The sequence below is a fragment of the Xanthobacter sp. DMC12 genome (assembly GCF_056314105.1).
On sequence record NZ_JBQUYZ010000006.1, the window covers coordinates 135,712 to 155,984 of the forward strand.

The window sequence follows — 20,273 nt, forward strand, 5'->3', positions numbered from 1 at the left end:
CCCGACGTCGCGCCCACCCCTCAAGGCGTGGGGCCGGTGCAGGCTTCCGAGCGGGTGGCGAGGGCGGCCCAGACCTGCTCCACCGCCGTGCGGTTGTTGCAGCGGTCGGGGGTGGGTTCCAATTGCTCGTGCAGGTTCATCTGCACCGGCTTGGAGAGCCACCAGCTCATGGAGACCTGCCGGATCTTTTCCGGCGTCGCGGTGCCCACCGGGCAGTGGCCGGCGCTGTCCTCGGGCCAGACCTTGATCTGCACGAGGCTGACCGGGCAGCGCCCCCCGAAGCGCGTATCGAGCCAGGCGGCGGCATGGGCGACGGCGAGACGGCCGCGACCGCTGCGCACCGCGCCGATGGCGCCGAGCGGGCCTGCGACCTCGGGCAGGAGGCTGTGGTCGGCCGCATCCGGCACCACCACGCCGCGGGCGGTGCGCTCCTCGGTGAGGACGCTCTGGGGATCGTTGGAGACGACGAGGATGAAGGGCGCCAGCGCCGGCTCCACGTCCACGATGGCCTGCGCCAGCTCGAGCGCGCTCTCGGCGCCGAAATTCTCGAAGTAGCCGCCGTCCACGATGCGGTCCACCACGTCCGTGTCCACCTGGTAGATGGAGCCCGGCGGCGAGATCACCGGGAAGCGGGCGGAGTTGGTGGCCGCCGTGGAGAGCCGCACGTCGAGGTCCGAGCGCACGAGGCTGTGGAAGTCGATGGCGTGGGTGAAGATGGGGCATTCGGCATTGGGGCCGCCGCTCGGGCAGCGGCTCGCCGCCGCGTAGGTCGGCAGGAGGTCGGTGGTGATGATGCGCTGGCCGGTCTCCACCGACGTGCCGTTGAGCACCAGATAGGGCACCCAGTGCTCGGGATCGCGCGGGGCGCCGAGGAACGGCTCGGAGAGGCGGCGGGCGGCGCCGGGGCCGGCCTGGGCGCCGGCCGCGCCCACATGGCGGGCGAAGCTCGCCTCCCAGGCCTCCTCCAGCAGCGCGGCGCGATCGCGCAGGAACAGCTGCACCTGATCGTGGAAGGCGAGGCCGAAGAAGGTGGCGGTGAGGAAATCGTCCGCCGTCATGCTCTCCAGGCAGTCGCGCCAGCCGTTGATGGCGCCGCCGAACCAGTGGGCCGGCGCCTCGGCCGGGCAGGGGGGCGCCTTGCCGGTGCGGGCCGACAACGCGGCCGCCACCACCGCCGCCCCGTGGGAGCCGCCCGAGACGCCCGAGATGGCGAACAGGCGGGTGGCGATGTCCTTTCCGTCGAGCGCGCTCTGGATGGCGGGGGTGAAGCGCCCGTCGTCCCGCGCCGCGCGGCTGACCTTGGAGCCGTCCGCGCGGGTGAAGCTGAAGGCCTGCTTCTGCTGGTCGTAGTCGAGGAAATGGCCGATCACGCTGGCGATGAAGAAGCCCGCCCGGCTCGCTCCGCCGGCGGCGGTGACGATGATGGGGCGCGGACAGGACGAGGGCTGTTCGGCGCAGCCATTGGCCCGCATCCACAGGTGGACGGCCTGGACGAGGCTGGTGCGCCGATAGGCCGGCTCGTCGGCGGTCACGGTGCGCACCGCGTGGTTGTCGCCGAACACGTAGACGCCGATGGCGCCGGCGAGGAACAGGCCGGTCAGGATCGGCACGTGGAAGCGCCGTCCGACCGAGGACAGATAGGCGAGGATCGGCACCCACCCGCCGAAGATCAGCGGCACCGCATAGGCGAGCGGCAGCCGCGCCGCCAGCCAGTGCGGGCTCGCCACCAGCACCGCCACCACCAGCAAGGCGTAGAACAGGAGCACGAGGCGGCCGGTGGCGTGGAGCTGGCCGTCCGCGTCGTCCCGCCGGGGCGCGATGCCGAGGAGGCCGAACACCGGCTTCAGCCAGTGCCCCAGCGCGCGGTCGAAGGCGGCCAGCACACCGACCTGGGTCAGCCGCCCGCGCAGCACGCAATAGAGATAGAAGAGCGGCACCGCCGCCACCATCGCCCAGACGAGCACCACGAGCTGCTGGTGGGCGGCCTCGATGGCCGGGCGGTCGGCGAGCGTCGGCAGGTTCGAGATGGCCGCGTCCGCCCCGATGGCGAAGATCAGGAAGGGCATGACGCCGATGAGGCGCGGCACCTCCCGCACCATGGCTGCCGTCAGCCGGTCGCGCCCGGCGACACCGCGCCGGCCGGCCGCGGCATTGCGCCGGGCCACCAGAACCGCAAGGCCGTTGTCGGTCTCCACCAGCAGGCGCGCGGCATAGTGGACCGGCATGGCCCACAGCAGGAAGACGGCGAGGACAAGGGAAAGAATCGCCCGCGAGAGGCCGGCCGCGGCGCCGACGGGCGCACCGGCCATGGCGACGTCGAGCATCACGTCCTGCGCCTGCGTCACCCCGGCCATCATGGCGAGGCCGAGGAGCACGCTCAGAAGCGGAACCCGCACCACCCACAGGACCAGCGTGAGATCGAGGATGCGGCTCCAGAAGCGCGATAGAATATTGCGCGGCTTCTGCCGCAGTGACAGACCCGGCGCAGGCTCGGAGCCCGCGCTCACACGCTCTATCCTCATGCGTGCCTCCCGTCCCCCCGCACGCACACGCAGGATAGAATAGTTCCCGTCCCGCTTACAACGTCCGCCCGGTTGAAGGAGCCGGGCGGACGCCGAAAAACGGTATCGGAAGGCGTCAGATCATCGCCATGCCGCCGTTCACATGCAGCGTCTGGCCGGTGACGTAGGCGGCCTCGTTGGAGGCGAGGTAGACGCAGGCGGCGGCGATGTCCTCGGGGGTGCCGAGCTTGTTGGCCGGCACGGCCTTGAGGATGCCCTCGCGCTGCTTCTCGTTGAGCGCGTCGGTCATCGGCGTGGCGATGAAGCCGGGGGCGATGCAGTTCACGGTCACGCCGCGCGAGGCGACTTCCTGCGCCAGCGACTTGGACATGCCGATCATGCCGGCCTTGGCGGCGGCATAATTGCCCTGGCCCGCATTGCCGGTGACGCCGACGATGGAGGTGATGGAGATGATGCGGCCGGAGCGGCGGCGCATCATGGTGCGCACGGCGGCGCGCGACAGGCGGAAGGCGGCGGTGAGGTTCACCGCGATCACCTGGTCCCACGCCTCGTCGCTGAGGCGCATGAAGATGTTGTCGCGGGTGATGCCGGCATTGTTGACGAGGATGTCCACATGCCCGCCCAGCGCCTCCTCGGCGGAGGGGATGAGCTTTTCCACCTCTTCCGTGTTGCCGAGGTTGCAGGGCAGCACGATGACGCGCTCGCCGCCCATCTCGGCGGCGATGGCATCGAGCGCCTCGCGCCGGGTGCCGGAGACGGCGACGGTGGCGCCCTGGGCGTGCAGCGCCTTGGCGATGGCGCCGCCGATGCCGCCGGTGGCGCCGGTCACGAGCGCGGTCTTGCCGGTCAAATCGAACATGTCAGCCCCCAGTTTCTTTCGGGTGTCGCGGCTTTTGCGCCGCCGGTTGTATCGGCTTGGCCGGGTGGTGTCCCGACGCGCGGACGCCCTCGCCCGGATTTTTTCCGGGGAGGGCGCCCATCGGTGAGACCATGTCAGGCGGCGGAAGCGGCCGCGTTGCGGGCGGCGATGAAGGCCGCCACGTCCTCGGGCGTGCCCACGGCGCTGGCCGCGATCTGCTTGTCGATGCGCTTCACGAGACCGCAGAGCACCTTGCCGGCGCCCACCTCGACCACGCGGGTGACGCCCGCGCCGGCCATGTAGATCACGCTTTCGCGCCAGCGCACGGTGCCCGTCACCTGCTCCACCAGAAGGCGGACGATCTCGGCGGGGTCGGTGACCGGAGAGGCGCGCACGTTGGCGACCAGCGGCACGCGCGGCGTCATCACGGTGGAGCCGGAGAGGGCCACTTCCATGGCCTCGGCGGCGGGGCCCATGAGGCGGCAATGGAAGGGGGCGGACACCGGCAGCAGCACCGCCTTCAGCGCGCCGCGCTCCTTCGCGATGGCGATGGCGCGCTCCACGGCGGCCTTGGTGCCGGAGACCACCACCTGCCCGGGGGCATTGTCGTTGGCCGCCTCGCACACGTCGTCGCCGGCGGCTTCCGCCGCTACCGCGACGGCCTGGTCGTAGTCGAGGCCGAGCAGGGCGGCCATGGCGCCTTCGCCCACCGGCACCGCATCCTGCATGGCGCGGCCGCGGATGCGCAGGAGCCGCGCCGCCTCGGTGACGGTGAGGGCGCCGGCCGCGGCGAGGGCCGAATATTCGCCCAGCGAATGGCCGGCGACGAAGGCCGCCTCGCGGGCGAGATCAAGCCCCGCTTCCGATTCGAGAACCCGGAGCGCGGCAATGGATACCGCCATCAGCGCCGGCTGGGCGTTGGCGGTCAGGGTCAGCGCGTCGGAGGGGCCTTCCCACATCACCTTGGTCAGGCTGTCTCCGAGGGCGGCGTCCACCTCCTCGAACACGGCCTTTGCGGCGGGGAAATTGTCGGCCAGGGCCTTGCCCATGCCCACGGCCTGGCTGCCCTGACCGGGGAAAATGAAGGCGGTCTGGGGTGTTGTGCGCGACCCTTCGGTCATTGGGCGGCCCTCCGGCTGGAAATTGGGGAGCGGAGAGACACCGGGATTGTGGGCGAGTCAAGGCAAGGCCAGCGGTAAGGCGACTCACCCTCTGTGTGTCAACCCGACCTTACGATAAGGAAACTGGGGGTTGGCCACGCCCGCTTCACAATTTATCCATAACGAGCGATGGACATTGGGCGCCGTTGAGTACGTCCGCATCAGAAAGTGGTTCCGCCGTGAAGCCTGAAGTGAAGGCCATCCGGGGATTTCCGGCGCTTCTTGCCGCCGCTCTCCTCTCCGCCACCGTCATCGTCCCTGCCTGCGCGCAGACGCTGACGCCGTCCGGCACCGCGCCTTCCGCGCCGCCCACCGCCACCTTCACCCCGCCGAAGCCGGCGCTGATGACCGGGCCCGTGCCCTCCTCCATGATGGAGCCGGCCCCGGCGGGCCTGTCGTCGAGCACCGGCATGGCCGCCCCCGCGGCCGAGGCCAACGGCACGAACCCGCACAATCTCATCGCCTATTCCTCGGCGACGGTCGATGGCCCCTACATCGCCATGACCTTCGACGACGGCCCCAATCCCGAGACCACGCCGCGTCTTCTGAAGATGCTGGAGCAGCGGGGCATCAAGGCCACCTTCTTCGTGCTCGGCAGCCGCGCCGTGGCCTCGCCCAACATCATCAAGCAGATGATCGCCCAGGGGCACGAGGTGGCGAACCATTCCTGGGATCATCCCCAGCTGCCCAAGATCCCCGTGGCCGCCGCCGACAAGCAGATCGGCGACACCAACGCCGCCATCGAGCAGATCACCGGCCTCAAGGTCCACAATGTGCGCCCGCCCTACGGCGCCATGACCCCGGCGCTGCGCGCGCATCTGCGCGAGAAGTTCGGCTCCACCTTCATCTACTGGTCCGTGGACCCGCTGGACTGGAAGGACCGCAACCCGACGGTCATCCACGACCGCATCCTGAAGAACGTGCATCCCGGCGCGATCATCCTCTCCCATGACATCCACCCCACCACGGTGGATGCCATGCCGAAGACGCTCGATGACCTTCTGGCCAAGGGCTACAAGTTCGTCACCGTCTCCCAGCTCATCGCCATGAACAAGGCGATGCCCGAGCCCAAGGTCGCTTCGCTCAACCCGGCGCCGAAGAAGAAGCCGAAGCCCCAGGGCACGGCTGCCGCCGCCAACACCACCGGCTCCACCGGCACGAAGCCGGCGGCCACCGCGACGGCCAAGCCCGTGAGCGCCAAGCCCGCCTCCACCGCGCCCCGCCCGCCGGCCAGCGTCGGGCTGTATTGAGGGGCTGGGGCGGGACAGTCATCCTCCCACCCCCTTCGTGCTCCGCCACCATCGTCGTCCTCCGCTTGACCGGAGGACCCATGGCGCCGTTTGTCCCAGCCATCGGAAGCGTGCTCGGGTGGGCAGTTAGGCCCTCCGGTCAAGCCGGAGGGCGACGGGGAGAGCGGTTTACGCAGGACCCCGGCTCGGCGCTCCGGCTGCGCCGTCGCTGGTCCTGCGAACCTTGACGGGTTCCCCCTCTCCGCCTTGCCTTTCCCTCGAAACCTGCTATACGCCCCGCTTCCGTCGCACCCGGCCGGGGGCTGAACGGACGGTCTTCTTTTGCCGCGGCCCATCCCACGGGGTTGGCCAAGGTCGAGGAGGGCAGGGCGAGAGCCCGTCGTCCCGTGTCCCCGCCTTCCGAGCTTCGCGCCTTTCCGAAAGGCAAGAAGGGCTTGGCGCCGGTGGACAGAAGAGTGAAACCGAAAGGCAGTGAACACATGCCGCTCTACGAGCACGTGTTCCTCGCGCGCCAGGACGTTACGGCGCAGCAGGTCGAGGAACTCACCACCCGATTCAAGGGTGTCATCGAGGCGAATGGCGGCTCGGTCGGCAAGACCGAGTACTGGGGCGTGAAGTCCCTCACCTATCGCATCAACAAGAACCGCAAGGCCCACTTCACCCTGCTCAACATCGACGCCCCCGCGGCGGCGGTGCAGGAGCTGGAGCGCCAGCAGCGCATCGACGAGGACGTCCTGCGCGTCCTCACCCTGCGCGTCGAGGAGCACGAGGAGGGTCCCTCCGCCATGCTCCAGAAGCGTGACCGGGACGATCGTGGCGAGCGCGGAGAGCGTGGCGACCGCGGTGATCGTGGTGACCGCTTCGGCGGCCGCGAGGATCGCCCGCGCCGTCCGCGTCCGACTGAAGAAGTGCAGGCCGAGGAGGAGAACTGATGGCTTTCGCATCGTCCGGTGGCGCCGGCGGCGGTCAGCGCCGTCCCTTCTTCCGCCGTCGCAAGACCTGCCCCTTCTCCGGCCCGAACGCGCCGAAGATCGACTACAAGGATGTGCGTCTCCTGCAGCGCTACATCTCCGAGCGCGGCAAGATCGTGCCCTCGCGCATCACGGCGGTTTCCGCCAAGAAGCAGCGCGAGCTGTCCGCCGCCATCAAGCGCGCGCGGTTCCTGGGCCTGCTGCCCTTCGTGATCCGCTGATCGCGTGATCCTTTGATCCGGTTCGCCCTCCTCCGGGAGGGCGAACTTTTTTGAAAGACGCGCTTCGGGGAATGACCCCCGGAACGTCTGCTGGGGCGGAAATCCCGCCTCTAACCGCACCCGCGGGACAGCTTGTCGAGATGGTGTACCTTCTTCTCACAGGCGTGGCTGCCGGCCTCGCATCCGCCCTTCTTGCCGCCGGAGCCGCGGCGGGATCGGCGCTGGCCGTGCCCCTGTTCTATCTCTCGCCCCTTCCGGTGATGATCGCCGGCATCGCCTTCTCGCCGCTCTCGGCGCTGGTGGCGGTTCTCGTGGGCGCGGCGGGGATCGGTCTCGCCTTCGGCGGCAGCCTCGTCCTCACCTACGCGGTCAGCATCGGCGGACCGGCCTTCGCCTTGTCCTATGCGGCCATGCTCGCACGGCCCGATCCGGCCGGCCGCGACGGGCTGGTGTGGTTCCCGGTGGGCGGGCTGGTGCTGCTCTCCGCCGCCGTCTCGACCCTCGCCGTCATCATCGCCCTGTTCGCCGTCGCCGGTGATTACGAGAGCTACCGCCGGGCGGTGATCGCCGCGTTCGAGGCGCTGCTCTCCGGCCAGGTGCTGCCGGGGGCGCAGCCGACCGATCCCACCGCCGTGGGTGCCCTCGTGGCGCGCCTGCTGCCGGGCATGGCGGCGGTGATGTCCATGGTCTCGCAGCTCGTCTGCCTCTATCTCGCGGCCCGCGCCGCGCGAATCTCCGGCCGCCTCAGGCGTCCGTGGCCGACCCTGTCGGCCGTCCGCCTGCCGCCGGTCACCTCGCTGGTGCTGGCGGTGGCGATCGCCTTGTCCATGGCCGGGGCGATGGTGGGACTATCCGCTTCCGCCGCGGCCACGACTTTGGTGTGCGCCTATGCCCTCACGGGCTTCGCCGTGGTGCATGCCGTGACCATGGGCCACTCGGCCCGCTTCCTCATCCTCGCGGGGCTGTGGCTCACCACCGCCGTGCTGGGCTGGCCGGTCCTCGCGATGGCGGTGCTCGGCTTCGTCGACGCCATGTTCGACTTCCGCTCGCGCATGGGCTCCGGGCAAAGCCCGCCCGCCGCGAACGACCGCTGAAATCATCCAAATCCAACGATCAGAGACAGGAGAACCAAAATGGACGTCATTCTTCTCGAGCGCGTCGCAAAGCTCGGCCAGATGGGCGAAGTGGTGAAGGTCAAGGACGGCTTCGCCCGCAACTTCCTGCTGCCCAACGGCAAGGCCCTGCGCGCCACCAAGGCGAACAAGGACCGCTTCGAGACCATGAAGATCGAGCTCGAGGCCCGCAACCTGGAGCGTCGCAAGGACGCCGAGGCAGTGGCCGAGAAGCTCGCCGGCCAGGCCGTCATCATGATCCGTCAGGCGGGCGAGAGCGGCCAGCTCTACGGCTCGGTGTCCACGCGCGACATCGCCGAGGGCTTCACCGCCGCCGGCTTCAGCCTGGACCGCGGCCAGATCGTGCTGAACCACCCCATCAAGACCCTGGGCCTGCACACCGTGCCGGTGAGCCTGCACCCCGAGGTCGAGGTGACCGTGCAGGTCAACGTCGCCCGCAACGCGGAAGAGGCCGAGCGCCAGGCCCGCGGCGAGGACGTGCGCACCGCCCGTGACGAGGACGCCGAGATCGAGGCCGAGCTCGCCATCGAGCGCGCCGCCGTGGCCGCCGAAGTCGCCGCCGAGGAAGGCGAGGAAGCCTGATTTCGGCCAGCGGCACCGGCGCCCCGGCGCCGGCCGTCAGCGTTTCCTACGGCGTCCCGGCCTTACCCGCCGGGGCGCCGTTTTCGTTTGGGGCAGGGCAGGGGCGGGGGAGGGGCGGGACCGCCCCCGCCGGTCAAATCGCCGCGTGCCGTATTGCGGTGCCGCACGCTTGGTGGTTTCATTTCTCCGTTGCGGCGCTTCAGGCAGGGAACTTCGGGTCGCAGGGGGTGGCCCGAACTTATCCTTGCGCCGCGCGTTGGTGCTCCGTCCCCTTGTATTCGAGCACCAGCGCGGGCGTTGCCGGGAAGCGGGAAAGGATCGAGCGGGCGAGCGTGGAGGCGGCCGATGGACCGGTTGCTGGAAACACTGCTGCGACGCGTCATCGTCGATGGCGCGCTGAAGGTCACGACGGCCTCCGGCCAGAGCTTCACCGTGAACGGTTCTCCCCGCGCCGGCCCGCCCCGAACGCCGCTCGCCGTCCGCTTCACCTGCGCGGAAGCCGAGCGCGGCATCGTCCTCGATCCCGAGCTGAGGCTCGGCGAGGCCTATATGGACGGCACGCTGGTGATGGAGGACGGCAGCATCGCCGATCTCCTCGCTTTGCTCATGTCCCAGCCCGCCGCGTTCAACCCGAGCGTGCCGGCCAAGGCGTTCCATGTGCTGCGGCGGCTCGGGCGGCGCATCGCCCAGTTCAATCCGCGCGAGACGGCGCGCCGCAACGTGGCGCACCATTACGACATCGACGGGCGGCTCTATTCCCTCTTCCTCGACCACGACCGGCAATACAGCTGCGCCTATTTCGAGCATGCGGGGCAGAGCCTCGACGACGCCCAGCTCGCCAAGAAGCGGCACGTGGCGGCCAAGCTCGTGCTGGACCGGCCGGGGCTCCGGGTGCTCGACATCGGCTCCGGCTGGGGCGGGCTTGCCCTCTATCTCGCCGAGATGGTGGGGGCGGAGGTCTCAGGCATCACCCTCTCGCAGGAGCAGCTCACGCTCGCCACCGCCCGCGCCGACGAGCGGGGCATGGCGGGGCAGGTGACATTCGCCCTGCAGGACTATCGCGACGTGGAGGGGCCGTTCGATCGCATCGTCTCGGTGGGCATGTTCGAGCATGTGGGCGTGGACCATTACGGCGCCTTCTTCCGCAAGGCGCACAGCCTGCTGAAGGACGACGGGGTGATGCTGCTGCACGCCATTGGCCGCTCCGACCCGCCGGGCGTCACCAACCCGTTCATCGCCAAATACATCTTCCCCGGCGGCTACATCCCGGCCCTGTCGGAGGTCACACCGCACATCGAGAAGAGCGGGCTGGTCGTCACCGACATCGAGCTGCTGCGGCTGCATTATGCCGAAACGCTGAAGGCCTGGCGCCAGCGCTTCCGCGCCCGCTGGGAGGAGGCGGCGCGGCTCACCGACGAGCGCTTCTGCCGCATGTGGGAATTCTATCTCGCCGCCAGCGAAATGGGCTTCCGCCACCAGGGCCTGAACGTGTTCCAGATTCAGCTCGCCCGCCGGCAGGATGCGGTGCCCCTCACGCGCGGCTACATCGCCGAGGCGGAAGCGCGGCTCAGAAGGGCGGAAGCCGCCCACGGCATGCCGCTGCGGCTGGCGGGGGAATAGGGGGCTTTGACGGCTGCCAGCCCGTTCCCCGGACCAGCGACGGCGAAAGCCGGAGCGCCGAGCCGGGGTCCAGGGTAAGATTCCCCGCGCAGCGGGACAGTGCCAAGGGTTGGTACGGTCAGGAAGCGCCTTCGGCGGTCCCTTGCGCTGGGCCCCGGCTCGCATTCCGCTAACGCTGCATGCGTCCGGGGCGCGGGCGTCGTGGATAGACTGACATGCGGGCCACCCCTCAGACGAAATACAGCCAGGTGATGAAGGCGAAGGGCGGCAGCAGGAAGGTGAAGGACCACGCCATGTAGCCGAAGAAGCTAGGCATCTTCACCCCGCGGTGGCGGGCGATGGAGAGCACCATGAAGTTCGGCGCGTTGCCGATATAGGTGAGCGCGCCCATGAACACCGCGCCGGCCGAGATGGCTTCCAGCGTCACCGCCAGCGGCCCCATCAGCTGGTGGGGATCGCCGCCGGCGAGGTTGAAGAACACGAGATAGGTTGGCGCGTTGTCGAGGAAGGCGGAGAGCGCGCCGGTAAGCCAGAAATACCAGACGTTCACCGGCTGCCCGTCCGATCCGGTGACGAGGTTGACCAGCGGCGATAGCGCGCCGCTGGTGCCGGCCTTGAGGATGGCGATCACCGGGATGATGGTGAGGAAGATGGCGGCGAAGAGCTTCGCCACTTCCAGGATGGGCTCCCAGTCGAAGCCGTTGCGCTCGCGCACCAGCGCCGGGGTGATGGCGAGCGAGATCAGCGCGAACACGATCAGCAGCACGTCGCGCACCACCCACTGCAGCTCCACATGGGTGCCGTAGACGTCGAAATTGATGCCGGGTTTCCACAGGGCCGAGATGAGGATGGCGCCGATGATGCCGCCCAGCAGCGGCACGTTCTGCGCGCCACGCAGGCCGAGGCCCTCGGTGGAGGGAGTCGGGTCCGGCGGATGGCGGATGATCTCGTCCTCGCGGGAATAGAAGAAGCGGTCGAGCAGGTAGAAGGCGACGAGCAGGATGGCCACGATCACCGCCGTGTCATGCAGCAGGTGGGTGGTGGTCCAGAAGAAGTTCACGCCCTTCAGGAAGCCGAGGAACAAGGGCGGGTCGCCGAGCGGGGTCAGCGAGCCGCCGATGTTCGACACCAGGAAGATGAAGAACACCACCGTGTGGACGTTGTGCCGCCGGTTGTCGTTGGCGCGCAGCAGCGGGCGGATCAGCACCATGGAGGCGCCGGTGGTGCCGATGAGGCTGGCGATGACCGTGCCGATGGCGAGGATCACCGTGTTCACCAGCGGCGTGCCCTTGAGATTGCCGGTGACGAGGATGCCGCCGGACACGGTGAACAGGGCGAACAGCAGGATGATGAAGGGGATGTATTCGAGCAGCGCGGTATGCACCACCTCATGCGCCGTCGCGGACGGGCCGTAGGTGAGCGAGAAGGGCACCGCGAAGGCCAGCGCCCAGAACAGCGCCACCTTGCCGTAATGGTGGTGCCAGAAGTGGGACGCGAGCAGCGGGAAGAGGGCGATCGACAGCAGCATGCCGGCGAAGGGAATGCCCCAGAGCAACGGCAGCGTGGCGCCGTTGAGGCTGGGCACGCCGTCGGCCGCAAGCGCCGGCGCGGCTGTGAGGGTGGTCAGGAGGAGTGTTGCGGCAACTCCCGAAGCGACCCTCATCCCGCGACCCGGCGCCATCATCGCCACCCTCCAGATTGCTGTGCCTGGAGTTTGATGGACGATGGGCTGCCACGTGGCAAGGCCAAACCGGCCGGCACGGTCCGCGGTTGGGGCGCGGACCGTGGTCAGGGCCAGACGCGCGGGCATCCGCCCCCCGCCGTTGCCTGCCGCAGCCCTCGCCGGCCCGAGGGGGCCGGAATCAAGCCGCCTTGATGCCTACGCCCGCGGACGGCGGCGGAACAGCCGCGTCAGCAGGGTCAGCGCCGGCACCACAAGGCCGGGCACGGCGGCCAGTGAGGCATAGGACGCGACGTTGGCCTGGGTGGCGCGCAGGTCGGCGGCCACCGCGTCCATGGCGGACTGGCTCACCTGGTTGGCCAGCGCCAGCTCGCGCGACGGCTTCAGCGAGGCGCCGATGATGGCGACGATGAGGGCGAGGACGAGACCACCGCCGCCCACCGTCACGGCTGCCCAGATCGGCCCCATGGACTGCTCCAGCGCCAGGAACAGCGCCACGCCCAGCATCACCACGCCAAAGCTCGCCACCAAGGCGGCGAAGGCGAACAGGCCCGTGCGCGCCGCGATGTGGCGCAGGTGGATTTCGGCGATGATGGTGTTGGTGCGCAGCAGAATCTTCAGATTCCGCGAAAGCTGGTCGAAGTTCATCCCACGTCCCTTCCTCTGCGCACCCACCGGACCGGCTGGAGCAGGGAGCCTGCCACCGTGCCGGCCAGAAACGATACCGCCATCCACATCAAGGGGTTCATCCGCACCGTTCGCCGCGCTGTCCGGCCACCGGCGGCGGCCGCCGCCTCAGGTCCGCTCGGCGGGTCCTTCGCCATGGCCGCCTTCAGCGCCACCCCCGCCAGCTCGCTCTGGAGCCCGACCAGCTCGGATTCCCGTTCGTCGCCCATGCCGCCTCCCGGATCGTCTCCGGGCCGCCTGAGAGGGAAGCACCGTGCGCGTCCCTGTCAAGCCGCCCTGCGCAAGCAACAACTGCCGGATCGGTCGATTGATCCGCGTGCGCGGCTTCAAGGCGGTGGAAAGAGGCTTTAGCATCCGCCTCCCGCCCAAGGGCGATCCCCCAAAGAAGGCCTGCCCCCAATGAGCCCGACCGCCGCGCCGCGCACCCTCGACTATTTCTTCTCCAGCGTGAGCCCCTGGACCTTCCTCGGCCATCGCCCGGTCATGGCCCTCGCCGCGCGCCACGGGGTGGAGGTGCGGTTCCACCCGGTGTCCCTCGGCCCGGTCTTCGCCGAGACCGGCGGGCTGCCGCTGTCCAAGCGCGCCCCGCCGCGCCAGCGCTACCGCATCCTTGAGCTTCAGCGCTGGCGCGAGAAGCGCGGCGTTGCGCTGAATGTCCACCCCGTCCACTGGCCGTTCGACGGTACGCTGGCCGACCACACCATCATTGCCGCCATCGAGGCCGGCCACGCCCCCGGCGACCTGATGGAGCGCATCTTCTCCGGCGTCTGGGTGCGGCAGGAAAATCTCGGCCTGCCCGAGGTCATCGCCGCCTGCGCCGACGCCGTGGGCCTGCCCGGCGCCGAACTGGTGGCCGCGGCGGGCGAGGAGAAGATCGCCGCGCTCTATCTGGAGAACCGCGCCAAGGCGCTCGCCGCCGACGTGTTCGGCGCGCCGTCCTACGTGCTCGACGGGGAGGTGTTCTGGGGGCAGGACCGCATCGACCTGCTGGAGGAGGCGCTCACCTCCGGGCGGGCGCCCTACCGTCCGGACGTGGGCTGAAGGCTCCCGCCCCCTTCCGGCCCCGATCGGCGTGCTTATCTAGCGGATGTGACGCCGCGGAATGGCCGCGGGACGCGGACGCTGGATTTGGAGGCGCGCATGGTCTTCCCGGCAGCCCCGGCGCATTCGGCCGGGCTTCCCCTCGCGGCGGCCCTCGCTGCGACTCTCCTGGCGGCGCCTGCCCTCGCGCAGGGGCCGCTCCAGGTGCCGGTGCCGCCCGGCGACACCGTTGCGCCGCGCTTTTCCTTCGCCCCGGTGGAGGGCGGCGCGCTGAAGCTCGACCGGGAGACCGGCCGCGTCTCCTTGTGCGCCAAGCGGGGCACCGCCTTCACCTGCGAGGCGGTGCCGGATTCGCGCGATGCCTATGAGGCGGAGATCGCCCGGCTCCAGGCGGAAAACGAGAGCCTGCGCCGTTCGGCCCAGCTTCCACCCCTGCCGCCTCTGCCGCCCAGCACCGGCCCCAACGCCGGCCCCGACACCTCCGACATGGATCGCGCCTTCGCCTATGCCGAGCGCTTCTATCGCCGCCTCAGGGGAATGATCGACGAATTCCGCGCGCCCAACGGGCAGGAGAAGCTGTGAGGAGAGCGTGCCCCGGACAAGCGACGGCGGAGCCGGAGCGCTGATCCGGGGCCCAGGGGAGGGTCCCCGCGCAGCGGGGCAAGACGTGAGAGGGCTGACAGACGCCAACCGCCGTCGTCCTCCGGCTTGACCGGAGGACCCATGGCATCGTTTGCCCCGGCCATCGGAAGCGAGCGCGGGTGGGCAGATGGGCCCTCCGGTCACGCCGGAGGGCGACGGTTGGAAGGAGCGGGAAGGTCGAAAACCGCGAGGACGTCCCCTCAAAAATCCGCCAGATACCCGTCGATGCGCTTCAGCGCCTGGTCGGAGATCGTGCCGGGGAAGGCGATGAAGACGTGGCAGCCGCCGGGGTAGACCTCCAGCTCGGCGTCGTTGCCCGCCGCCACCCACGCATTGGCCATGAACAGCGTATCGTCCACCAGCGCGTCGCGGCTGCCGACGATGAACAGCGCCTTGGGCAGGCCCTTGAGGGGGGCGAGGAGGGGCGAGACGTCCGCATCGTCCGCCTTGCCCTGAAGGCGCAGGTAGTTGTTGACGAAGAAGGTGATGTCCCGCGTGTTCAGCACCAGCGGCAGGTCACCCCAGTTGCGGGCGGAGGGCGTCAGGCGCAAATCGTAGCAGCCGGCGGTGAGCACGGCGGCGGAGAAGGGCGCGATGCCGTGGCGGTCGCGCAGGCGCAGGAGCGTGACGACGGCGAGGGTCGCGCCGCCCGATTCGCCGCCGATGGCGAAGCGCTCGGTGCCGAAGCGGGCCTTGCCTTCCTTCACCAGCCAGAGCGCCGCCGCCTCGCAATCGTCCGGGCCGGCGGGATAGGGCTCTTCCGGCGCCAGCGCATAGTCCACCGAAACGACGGCGAGGCCGCAATTGGCGGCGATGCGGTCGAGCAGCGCCTCGTTCTCGCGCGCCGAGCCCACCGTCCAGCCGCCGCCGTGGATGTGGAGATAGACGCCCTTCGGCGCGCCGTCCGGCATGAAAATGCGCACCGGCACCGGGCCACGCGGGCCGGGGATGGTCTCCACCGAGGCGCGCGGGCTTTCCGGCGCCAGCGGAAACACGCCCTTGCCGGCGAGGCGGGCGGCGCGGATGTCGGGCAGCGGCGACGCCCAGCGGTCCGGGATCGCGGAGAGGGCCTTCACGATGGCGTCGTTGACCATGCGCGTGTCGGGCGCGACGGCCGCAGCGGAGAACACGGCGGGATCAAGAACCAGCTTCGACATTGAACGACCCTGATGGTTCGGGAATAACCGCCCGGAATGCGCGGCGCGACAGGTCCCAACTCGTACGTGGCGGGCTTGAGCCGTGCAAGCAGGAGGAGAGATCACCATGGCGCGCACCAGCCGCACCCCGGCGCGCCTCGGCGGGGCCGTGCGCCACGCCGAGGCGACGCTTTCCGTGGAGACGCCCGGCGAGGGCTTCACCGACATCACCCGCGAGGCCACCGCCTTTCTCAGCGAGATCGCCGCCGGGGACGGGGTGCTCACCGTCTTCTGCCGGCACACCTCGGCCTCCCTCACCATCCAGGAGAATGCCGACCCGGACGTGCAGACCGATCTCCTCACCGCCTTGCGCACCCTCGCGCCGCGCACTTTCCGCTGGGTCCACGACACGGAAGGGCCGGACGACATGCCGGCCCATGTGCGCACCATGCTGAGCGACGCCAGCCTCTCCATTCCCGTGCGCGGCGGGCGGCCGGGGCTCGGCACGTGGCAGGGAATCTATCTCGTGGAGCATCGCGACCGGCCGCATCGGCGCGAGGTGGTTTTGACTTTCACCGGAACGCTTGGTCAATTTCCCTGATCGGCTTGTCACCGCTTCGCCACGGATTGATGATCGCGGGATCGATTCGCGCGGGCGTTGCGGCGGCCGCGCGACAAGAGGCACAAGCCTTGCGGGGGAGGAAGCATGGTGGAAGATGCCGGGAACGGACTGCGCCTCGTCATCGCCGACGACCATCCCCTGTTCCGCGGTGCCCTGCGCGAGGCGGTGCTCGGCCGCAGCGCCGATGCCAGGATCGAGGAGGTCGGCACCTTCGATGACCTGACCGCGCTCCTTGAGCGCGACCCCGAGTTCGACCTGATCCTGCTCGACCTCACCATGCCGGGCGCGCGGGGCTTTTCCGGCCTCATCTATCTGCGCGCCCAATACATGGCGATCCCGGTGGTGGTGGTCTCCGGCAACGAGGAGCCGGCGGTGATCCGCCGCTGCCTCGATCTCGGCGCCTCCGGTTTCATCCCCAAGAGCATGAGCGTCGGCAACATGCGCGATGCGGTGGCCCAGGTGCTGAAGGGCGAGACCTTCCTGCCGCCCGACACCAGCGTGACCACCAAGGCCGACGCCGAGACCGACGCCATCATCGCCCGGCTCTCCACCCTCACGCCCCAGCAGGTGCGGGTGCTGATGATGCTGGCCGAGGGCCGGCTCAACAAGCAGATCGCCTATGAGCTGTCGGTTTCCGAGGCGACGGTGAAGGCCCACGTCTCCGCCATCCTGCAGAAGCTGGGCGTGGAAAGCCGCACCCAGGCCGTGATCGCGGTGTCCAAGGTGGAACAGGGCCTGTGGAGCCACCCGCAGGCCTGAGCGCGGGCCGGCCCGTTCTGCCCGGTCATCCTGCCACGGTAGGGACCTCTTCACCGGTCACGCTCATAAGGAAGAGCGAGGACCGGGATGCCGCGCGCAGCATCCCGCGGCGGCACGCTCCCCACGCGGGCGCGGCGGAAGGATCGAGATGACCGAGCAAAGCCTGGGCGCCAACGGCACCGAAGCCCCCCGCCGCCGCACCATCCGCGAGGCGGTCGCGCTCTATACCCAGCGCGATGTGCTCTCCGTCAGCCTGCTCGGCTTCTCCTCGGGCCTGCCTCTGGCGCTGGTGGGCGGCACGCTCTCGCTGTGGATGAAGGACGTGGGGGTGACGCTCACCGCCATCGGCCTGTTCAGCCTCGTGGGCCTGCCCTACACGCTGAAGTTCCTCTGGGCGCCGGTGCTGGACGCGGTGGACGTGCCGCTCCTCTCCCGCCTGCTCGGCCGGCGGCGCGGCTGGCTGCTCACCTGCCAGATCGTGCTCATCGCCGCCATCGCCGCGCTGGCGCTTCAGGATCCCATTGCCGCACCGTTCGGCGTCGCCGCCTGCGCGCTCGCCGTCGCCATCGCCTCGGCGACGCAGGACATCGCGGTGGACGCCTTCCGCGTGGAGCGGCTGGAAAGCGCCAGCGAGCAGGCGGCCGGCATGGCCGGCTATGTCACCGGCTATCGCATCGCCATGCTGGCCACCGGCGCCGGCGTCATCGCGCTGGTCGCCTATCTGGAAACGGCGCTGAACCTGCCGCGCGGGACGAGCTGGTTCTGGGGCTACATGATCGCTGCCGGCTGCGTGCTGATCGGTGTCGGCGCCACTCTATTCGCGCGGGAGCCGACGGCGCCGGTGCGCGCGCCGGAGGAAGGCACCGGCCACCGCCTCGTCGCCACCACAATGGGCGCGTTCGGCGAGTTCCTCCGCCGCAACCAGGCGGTGATGATCCTCCTGTTCGTGATGCTGTTCAAATTCTGCGACGCCTTCGCCGGGGTGCTCACCGGGCCGTTCGTGCTCGATATCGGCTTCTCGAAGGCGACCTACGTGGAGATCGTGAAGGTGGTGGGCTTCGGCGGCACCATCGCCGGCAGCTTCGTGGGCGCCTGGATCGCCCGCGAGCGGCCGCTGGTGACCTGCCTGTGGATCTCCGGCGTCCTGCAGATCACCTCCAACCTCGGCTTCACGCTCCAGGCCTATGTGGGCCCGAACGAGGCGGTGCTGACGGGCGTCATCCTCATCGAGAACTTCACCAGCGCCATCGGCACGGTGATCTTCGTCGCCTATCTCTCGGCCCTGTGCGGTGCGCGGGAGCACACCGCGACCCAATATGCGCTGCTGACGGCGCTCACGGCGGTGGGTCGCACCCTGCTCGGCTCCTCCAGCGGCGCCATCGCCGAGGCGTCGGGCTGGCCGCTGTTCTTCGTCCTCACCGCCGTCGCCGGCCTGCCCGGCCTCGCCGCCCTCGGATGGCTGCAGATGAAGGGGCACTTCGCCGAACTGGCGCGGGACAGGGCCTGACCGGCGCGCTCAGCGCCGGCCGAACACGGGGCGGCTGAAGACCAGCAGCACGAGGGCGAGCGGGATCATGATGTGGTCCAGGATCTTGCCCGGCGGGGCGTGGGTCACATCCAGCGGCCGCATGTGGCCGAGCAGGTAGCGGCCTGTATATTCCACGACGATGAGCACCAGCAGCAGCGGGATGAGCGCGCGATAGCGCGCCAGGGCGATCACATAGAGCACCCCCATGATGAGCTGCGACAGGCCCCACAGCGCGAAGACGAAGATCACCGCCTGACCCGCCTGGACCGGCGAGAAGGTGTCCAGCGGAATGTGCGCCACCGACTGCGCCCCGCCATCCGGGGCGAGCATGTGGAACAGGCTGCGCCCGATGGTCATGGCGGTGATGACCGCGAACACCCCTACCACCGCGCGGTGACCGGGGAAGTGATTGTCGATGCGGTCCGGCAGGATCCAGCTCATGCGGCGCTCCGGGCAGGCGAGGACGGGCGACGTGGACGGCGGCACGCGCGACAAAGCCGCCATCCTGATTTATGGCACCGCTCGCGTCTGGACCGGATGGCGGAAAATGGCCTGAAGGGCGGCCGTCATTGTCTGTCTCGCGCCGGCTCCCACGCCCCTCTTGCCCTCATACCCGGCCTTGTGCCGGAAGTCGGCTGTTGCCGACTTCCGCTCCCGAGATCGGAACCCGCGAACACGCGGGTTCCGGGCATCCACGTCGGGCCGATCGAGTAGGCGTCCCCAGACCTATTCCCGGCCGACCCACGTGGATGGCCGGGACAAGCCCGGCCATGACGGCGCCAAGGGACGGTGGCCAGAACAAGCCCCCAACGACCGCTGCAAAGAGCGGCCCTTTACCGCCGTCGCCCCGCCTGCTGGGCCACTTGCAGCACCACGCGCTCGCAGATGGCGGGGGCGAGGGTCGCGTTGCGGCGGGCGGCAAGCACCGCGTCGTCCACGGCGAGCAGCGCCTTCATGCAGCGGTCGGGGTCAAGGCCGCGCAGGGCCTTTTCCAGCTTGGGCTTGCGGGAGAAATGCACCGGCGGGCGGGCGGAGCCCACCACGCTCTCGGCGCTCGATCCCCCCGCCACGGCCAGCGTCATGGGATGCAGCGCCGTCAGCGCCCGCAGCAGCGCGCCGAGCACGGCATCCGGCCGCGTGGCCGCGCCGAAGGCCTTGGAGAGGGCGGCCAGCGCCTCCCGCGTCTCGCCGGCCAGCGCCGAATCCACCACGTCGTCCAGCGCGAGGGCCGAGGCATCGCCGACGATGAGGCGCACGTCGTCCAGCGTCACCCGCTCGGTGCCCATGGCGTAGAGGATGAGCTTGGCGATCTCCCCACGCGAGGCCAGCCGGTCGCCGCCGATGAGGGAGACGAGCAGTTCGCGCGCATCGCGGTCGATGGCGAGGCCCGCTTCGGCCATCATCTGGTCCACGAGGCGGGCGAGGTCGCGCTCGCTGTCGGCATAGCAGGCGATGGCAAGGGCGTTCTGCGCATTCTCACAGAGCGTGCGCAGCGGCGCGCCCTTCTTCAGGTCGCCGGCCTCCACCACCACCAGCGTGTCGGAACCGCTGGACAGCACGGGCTGGAGCGCGGGCACGATGTTCTTGGAGCCGGCGCGCACCCACACCACCCGCTCGCCGCCGAACAGGCCGATGGTGGAGGTCTCGTCGATCAGCCGGCGGGGATCGGAGGCGATCTCGTCGCCCTCCAGCCGCACCAAGGCGAAGGGATCATGGGCGTCGGGCACGGCGCGCCGCACCAGCCCCTCGGCGCGCTCGCGCACGAGCCCAATGTCGGGACCGAAGATGAGGACGACGCTCTTGGACCGGTCGCGCCGGGCGAGCGCCGCGTCGGCGTCGCCGGGCCGGACCGCGACCAT

At 69.9% G+C, this 20,273-nt stretch carries 20 protein-coding genes; 11 read left to right on the plus strand and 9 right to left on the minus strand.

Annotated elements, in window-relative coordinates:
• Positions 1–20: 20 nt before the first annotated feature.
• The 3 genes from ACT535_RS20630 to fabD form a co-directional block, all read right to left on the minus strand.
• Complete coding sequence (locus ACT535_RS20630; RefSeq protein WP_476365837.1) at positions 21–2,522, minus strand: hypothetical protein; 2,502 nt, start codon at positions 2,520–2,522, stop codon at positions 21–23.
• 115 nt (positions 2,523–2,637) lie between these two features.
• On the minus strand, positions 2,638–3,381 hold the full coding sequence (fabG, locus tag ACT535_RS20635) for a 3-oxoacyl-[acyl-carrier-protein] reductase (RefSeq protein WP_168456399.1): 744 nt from the start codon (positions 3,379–3,381) through the stop codon (positions 2,638–2,640).
• A gap of 134 nt (positions 3,382–3,515) precedes the next feature.
• Positions 3,516–4,502, minus strand: coding sequence for an ACP S-malonyltransferase (gene fabD / locus ACT535_RS20640; RefSeq protein ID WP_168456400.1), 987 nt, complete (start codon positions 4,500–4,502; stop codon positions 3,516–3,518).
• Positions 4,503–4,720: 218 nt separating this feature from the next.
• Here fabD and ACT535_RS20645 point away from each other — a divergent pair, with 218 nt between their 5' ends.
• The 6 genes from ACT535_RS20645 (at position 4,721) to ACT535_RS20670 (ending at position 10,318) form a co-directional block, all read left to right on the plus strand.
• The gene (locus ACT535_RS20645) at positions 4,721–5,791 is read left to right on the plus strand and encodes a polysaccharide deacetylase family protein (protein ID WP_476365838.1); all 1,071 of its coding nucleotides are present in this window, start codon (positions 4,721–4,723) and stop codon (positions 5,789–5,791) included.
• Between the two features lie 479 nt (positions 5,792–6,270).
• Positions 6,271–6,723, plus strand: coding sequence for a 30S ribosomal protein S6 (gene rpsF, locus ACT535_RS20650; RefSeq protein WP_476327483.1), 453 nt, complete (start codon positions 6,271–6,273; stop codon positions 6,721–6,723).
• Positions 6,723–6,983 carry a 30S ribosomal protein S18 gene (gene rpsR, locus ACT535_RS20655; protein ID WP_168456403.1) on the plus strand — a complete coding sequence of 87 codons (261 nt, stop codon included), beginning with the start codon at positions 6,723–6,725 and terminating at the stop codon, positions 6,981–6,983. The genes rpsF and rpsR overlap by 1 nt, the downstream gene beginning before the upstream one ends.
• A gap of 140 nt (positions 6,984–7,123) precedes the next feature.
• Positions 7,124–8,077, plus strand: coding sequence for a DUF2232 domain-containing protein (locus tag ACT535_RS20660; protein WP_476365839.1), 954 nt, complete (start codon positions 7,124–7,126; stop codon positions 8,075–8,077).
• Positions 8,078–8,116: 39 nt separating this feature from the next.
• Positions 8,117–8,698 (plus strand): 50S ribosomal protein L9, encoded by a 582-nt coding sequence (rplI, locus tag ACT535_RS20665; RefSeq protein ID WP_168456405.1) that lies wholly within the window; start codon positions 8,117–8,119, stop codon positions 8,696–8,698.
• 345 nt (positions 8,699–9,043) lie between these two features.
• Entirely contained in the window at positions 9,044–10,318 is a 1,275-nt protein-coding gene (locus ACT535_RS20670) for a class I SAM-dependent methyltransferase (protein ID WP_476365840.1), read from the plus strand.
• A gap of 229 nt (positions 10,319–10,547) precedes the next feature.
• Here ACT535_RS20670 and ACT535_RS20675 read toward each other — a convergent pair whose 3' ends face one another.
• The 3 genes from ACT535_RS20675 to ACT535_RS20685 form a co-directional block, all read right to left on the minus strand.
• Positions 10,548–11,981 (minus strand): sodium:proton antiporter, encoded by a 1,434-nt coding sequence (locus ACT535_RS20675; protein WP_476365841.1) that lies wholly within the window; start codon positions 11,979–11,981, stop codon positions 10,548–10,550.
• A 216-nt stretch (positions 11,982–12,197) separates the two neighbouring features.
• Positions 12,198–12,647 carry a phage holin family protein gene (locus ACT535_RS20680; protein WP_168456408.1) on the minus strand — a complete coding sequence of 150 codons (450 nt, stop codon included), beginning with the start codon at positions 12,645–12,647 and terminating at the stop codon, positions 12,198–12,200.
• The gene (locus ACT535_RS20685; protein ID WP_476365842.1) at positions 12,644–12,895 is read right to left on the minus strand and encodes a hypothetical protein; all 252 of its coding nucleotides are present in this window, start codon (positions 12,893–12,895) and stop codon (positions 12,644–12,646) included. Before ACT535_RS20685 ends, ACT535_RS20680 begins: the two co-directional genes overlap by 4 nt.
• Positions 12,896–13,085: 190 nt before the next feature.
• On the opposite strand from ACT535_RS20685, the gene ACT535_RS20690 reads away from it, so the two are divergent.
• Complete coding sequence (locus ACT535_RS20690) at positions 13,086–13,727, plus strand: DsbA family protein (protein ID WP_476365843.1); 642 nt, start codon at positions 13,086–13,088, stop codon at positions 13,725–13,727.
• A 99-nt stretch (positions 13,728–13,826) separates the two neighbouring features.
• Positions 13,827–14,309, plus strand: coding sequence for a hypothetical protein (locus ACT535_RS20695; protein WP_476365844.1), 483 nt, complete (start codon positions 13,827–13,829; stop codon positions 14,307–14,309).
• 260 nt (positions 14,310–14,569) lie between these two features.
• On the opposite strand, the gene ACT535_RS20700 is transcribed toward ACT535_RS20695, so the two are convergent.
• Complete coding sequence (locus ACT535_RS20700) at positions 14,570–15,526, minus strand: alpha/beta hydrolase (protein ID WP_476365845.1); 957 nt, start codon at positions 15,524–15,526, stop codon at positions 14,570–14,572.
• A gap of 106 nt (positions 15,527–15,632) precedes the next feature.
• On the opposite strand from ACT535_RS20700, the gene ACT535_RS20705 reads away from it, so the two are divergent.
• The 3 genes from ACT535_RS20705 to ACT535_RS20715 all read left to right on the plus strand — a co-directional run bounded on the left by ACT535_RS20705 (position 15,633) and on the right by ACT535_RS20715 (position 18,393).
• Positions 15,633–16,106: a secondary thiamine-phosphate synthase enzyme YjbQ gene (locus tag ACT535_RS20705; RefSeq protein WP_476365846.1), complete on the plus strand. Its 474-nt coding sequence runs from the start codon at positions 15,633–15,635 to the stop codon at positions 16,104–16,106.
• A 105-nt stretch (positions 16,107–16,211) separates the two neighbouring features.
• The gene (locus tag ACT535_RS20710) at positions 16,212–16,886 is read left to right on the plus strand and encodes a response regulator transcription factor (protein ID WP_168456414.1); all 675 of its coding nucleotides are present in this window, start codon (positions 16,212–16,214) and stop codon (positions 16,884–16,886) included.
• Positions 16,887–17,034: 148 nt separating this feature from the next.
• Positions 17,035–18,393: an AmpG family muropeptide MFS transporter gene (locus ACT535_RS20715; RefSeq protein ID WP_476365847.1), complete on the plus strand. Its 1,359-nt coding sequence runs from the start codon at positions 17,035–17,037 to the stop codon at positions 18,391–18,393.
• A gap of 9 nt (positions 18,394–18,402) precedes the next feature.
• Here ACT535_RS20715 and ACT535_RS20720 read toward each other — a convergent pair whose 3' ends face one another.
• Positions 18,403–18,855, minus strand: coding sequence for a hypothetical protein (locus ACT535_RS20720; protein ID WP_476365848.1), 453 nt, complete (start codon positions 18,853–18,855; stop codon positions 18,403–18,405).
• Positions 18,856–19,247: 392 nt separating this feature from the next.
• Positions 19,248–20,273: a DNA polymerase III subunit delta gene (gene holA / locus ACT535_RS20725; protein WP_168456417.1), complete on the minus strand. Its 1,026-nt coding sequence runs from the start codon at positions 20,271–20,273 to the stop codon at positions 19,248–19,250.